Source organism: Dermacoccus sp. UBA1591 (assembly GCF_002322065.1).
Classification (GTDB): domain Bacteria; phylum Actinomycetota; class Actinomycetes; order Actinomycetales; family Dermatophilaceae; genus Dermacoccus; species Dermacoccus nishinomiyaensis.
The window spans coordinates 1-3457 of record NZ_DCNR01000046.1 but is presented as its reverse complement, the minus strand read 5'-3'; the positions used below and the strand labels follow the sequence as shown (position 1 = coordinate 3457).

The window sequence follows — 3457 nt, the reverse complement described above, 5'->3', positions numbered from 1 at the left end:
CATGTGGGGCAGCGCCAGCGTCAGCGAGATGAACGACAGATCGCTGACGACGAGTGCGAACGGTGAGCCGTCGAGCTGCGTCGCGCTCACGACGTCGCGGACGTTGACGCCCTCGAGATCGGTGACGCGCGGGTCGCTCTTGACCGGTTCGGCGAGCTGGCCGTGCCCGACGTCGAGAGCGACGACGTGAGCCGCCCCCCGTTCGAGCAGCACCTGCGTGAACCCACCGGTCGAGGCGCCGACGTCGATGGCGTGCGCTCCGGCGACGCGGGTCGCGACACCCGGAAAGGCCTCGCACGCGGCGAGGAGCTTGTGTGCGGCACGGCCCACGTAGTGGTCGAGGTCGCCCTCGATCTCGACGTTCTGCGTGTCGCTCACCTTGGTCGACGCCTTCGCCTCGACCTTGCCGTCGACAAGCACCCTCCCCGCGTCGAGCAGCTCCTTCGCCTGGGCGCGAGAACGCACGAGGCCGCGCGCCACGAGGGCGGCGTCGAGTCGCACACCACTCATGCCTGGGCCTGTTCGAGGCGTCGCTGCAAGCTCTCATGGACGTCGTGTGCACGAGCGATGACGTCGGCGGCATCGACGTCGGGCCCACAGCTTTCGGACCCGCTGTCATTCGACGCTCTGCCGACCGACCCATTGCCGCCCGTCGACTCGCCGGCCATCGCATCGACGCTCTCGCGCAGGCGGCTCACGGCATCGTCCAGCTCTGTGTCACCGACCGGGCCGTCCCCGGCGATCACACGACGGCCCTCGGCCCGCTGGGCGAGCTCAACCGGGCTGGGCACCCCGACGTTCATGACCCGCACGCCTGACGCATCTCGCGCGCCGCGTCCTCGGCGGAGAGGTCTCCCGCATCGACGCGCTCCCACAGGGACGTCAGCAGACCGCGCACGCGCGCGACGCTCGCACCCGGGCCGCATTCCCCGGCAGTCTCGACCTCGTACGGCTGCGTCAACCCGCGCAGATCCGCGAGCACGTACGTCGGGCGACGCTCCTTCGGTGCCGCGGCTGCGTCCGCGAGGCCGTGAACACCGGTGAGCACGAGCACGCTGTCGTACCCGCCGCGGGTCGCGCCTTCGATATCCGTCTCGAGCCGGTCGCCGACAGCAAGGACGCGCGACGCGTCGGCCGCGCCGATGCGCTCACTCGCCATGTCGTACATGACGGGCATGGGCTTGCCGGCCACTTCGGGATCGACCGCCACCGCATTGCGGACGGCCTGGACGAGCGAGCCGTTGCCGGGTGCGATCCCTTTCTCGGTCGGCAAGGTCAGGTCAGTGTTCGTCGCGACCCAGCGCGCACCACCGTTGACGGCGTGCGCTGCGGCCGCGAGGTCCGTCGCACGGACATCCGGCCCGTAGCCCTGGACGACGGCATCGATGTCGCCGGTCCCTGCACCTGCATCGTCGTCGCCGACGCAGACGAAACCGGCCCCCCTCAGCGCTCGGGCAACGCCCTCCCCGCCGATCGGCAGGACGATACGCACCTGCGCGCCACTCTCGCGCAGCACGTGCGCTGCCGCCATCGACGAATTGACGACGTCCTCGTCGTCCAGACGCAGCCCGAGCTCACGCAGATGCGCCGCGACGGCCGACGGGGGACGCGAGGCGTTGTTCGTCGCGTAGACGACGCGCGTCCCATGTTCGCGCGTGCTCTGGAGGCTCGCGATGGCATGCGGGATGGCGTCGGGCCCTGCGTAGACGACGCCGTCGAGGTCGCAGACGATGCCGTCGTACCGGTCGAGCAGGCCTTCAGTCACGGGGGTCCTGTTCCCCGACCGACGCTGACGGTTCGTTCGGCGGTACGGCGCCGAACGCGCTCAGGTCGAGCTCGGCGAGACGCGGGTCGACGTCCTGCTCGTCCTCCGGCGCGAGGTCGGTCAGCTCGAAGCCGTCGATCTGGTCGATGCGGTCGGCGGCGTCCGTCTCGCCATCACGGTCGGCCGCGTCGGCCTTGACGAACCACGCCCGCGCTTCCTCCCGCTCACCCAGGTCGAGCAGCGCGTCAGCATACGCGTAGAACAGACGAGCGGCCCAGGGCTGCGTCGTCGCCTTCTGCAGGGCGGGAATGCGCAGTCCGACGACGGCAGCCCGCGACTGTCCCATGTCGCGGCGCACGCCGGAGACGACGATGGCCAACTCGATGTTGTCGGCCTCAGAGAGGCGTTGCGCTTCCGGAGAGTTCGCCAGCTCGAGGGCCCGCTCGTAGCGCCCCAGGCCACGCTCGCAGTCGACCATGTACGGCAGCAGGTGGTCGGAGCCGGACAGCCGGCGCGCGGTCCGGAACTCACGCAGTGCCTCGGCGAACTCGCCCGTTCGGTAGAGGACCAGACCGAGCGCCTCGCGCGCTGCCGGAACCCGGCCGGCCCGGCTCACGGCGTGCTGCGCGTGGTCGAGCGCCTTCTCCGGGTTCTCGTCCAGCAGTTCGGCGGCAGCGACGAGGTGCTTGGCGACGCCCTCGGCGTTCTCCTTGCTCAGGGTTCGCAGCTGCTGACGCACCGCCTTGTCGAGCTCATAGCCCGTGATGTCCTCCGGCAGCACCGGCTCCGGCTTGCGACGGGGACGCTCGTCCCCCACGGCCTTCGCGTCCCAGCTGCGCGGGCCACGAATCGACGACTGCTCGTCCGACCAGCCGGCACCGCGGTCCCCCCGGCCGGTGAACCCGCCACGGTTTTCGCTGCGGTCATCCCGACGGAAACCGCCACCCCGCTCGTCACGACGATCCGAACCGCGTCCGTAACCAACACGCTCATCACGCCCAGACGAGCGGCGGTCGTCCCGGCCACGGTCATCACGACGGAAACCCCCACGATCCTCACGACCCCGCTCGTCATCCCGACGCGGTCTGTCATAGCTGCGCTCGTCCCGGCCACGGTCGTCCCGACGGAAACCCCCACGATCGTCACGACCGAAGGAACGGCGATCGTCACGACCCCGCTCGTCGTCCCGACGCGGGCCACCGTAGCCACGCTCATCGCGGCGGACACCTCTACGGTCGTCACGACGGTCGCTGCCCCGTCCATAGCTGCTTCGCTCGTCGCGACCTGACGAGCGACGATCGTCGCGCTCGAACCGACCCCGCTGCTCACGGGAACCCCTGTCGTCACGAGCCGGGCGACGCTCGCCGGAGGCCGCCTCGCGACCTCCCTGCGACCAGCGCGAACTGCGTTCGCGACGCTCTGGCGTGTTCTCGGTGTTCTCGTCAGGCATGTCTTCCTCTTCTCAGGACGGGCAATAGACATCGTGGCACGAGGGCGGCGCCTCGGGCGAGCCGGCACCCATTGCTACGACGGAGCGAGGGCATCGACCACGGCTGCGCAGCCAGGGCATACATGAAAGAAGGGCCCTTGATCCAAGAACTGTTCAAGCTCCGAGCCACCCGTCGGGGGCTTCAAGGAACACGACGTTCATCAGATCAAGGACCCTTCTGTTGAAGAAGTCCGGCGGTGTCC

At 69.8% G+C, this 3457-nt stretch carries 4 protein-coding genes; all 4 read right to left on the bottom strand.

The window, feature by feature from the left end; all coding sequences use genetic code 11:
* The coding region (locus tag B2284_RS04890) for a TlyA family RNA methyltransferase (RefSeq protein ID WP_286697262.1) at positions 1-510 on the bottom strand (510 nt) is incomplete at its 3' end.
* Complete coding sequence (locus tag B2284_RS04885; protein WP_136788438.1) at positions 507-803, bottom strand: hypothetical protein; 297 nt, start codon at positions 801-803, stop codon at positions 507-509. The genes B2284_RS04890 and B2284_RS04885, both read right to left, overlap by 4 nt.
* Positions 800-1765 (bottom strand): HAD-IIA family hydrolase, encoded by a 966-nt coding sequence (locus tag B2284_RS04880; protein ID WP_074045220.1) that lies wholly within the window; start codon positions 1763-1765, stop codon positions 800-802. The genes B2284_RS04885 and B2284_RS04880 overlap by 4 nt, the downstream gene beginning before the upstream one ends.
* Positions 1758-2582 carry a tetratricopeptide repeat protein gene (locus B2284_RS04875; RefSeq protein WP_136788439.1) on the bottom strand — a complete coding sequence of 275 codons (825 nt, stop codon included), beginning with the start codon at positions 2580-2582 and terminating at the stop codon, positions 1758-1760. The genes B2284_RS04880 and B2284_RS04875 overlap by 8 nt, the downstream gene beginning before the upstream one ends.
* Between the last annotated feature and the right edge of the window lie 875 nt (positions 2583-3457).

Excerpts from the sequence above, each read along its gene's own strand:
- B2284_RS04885 (WP_136788438.1), bottom strand. The coding sequence starts at position 803 with ATGAACGTCGGGGTGCCCAGCCCGGTTGAGCTCGCCCAGCGGGCCGAG.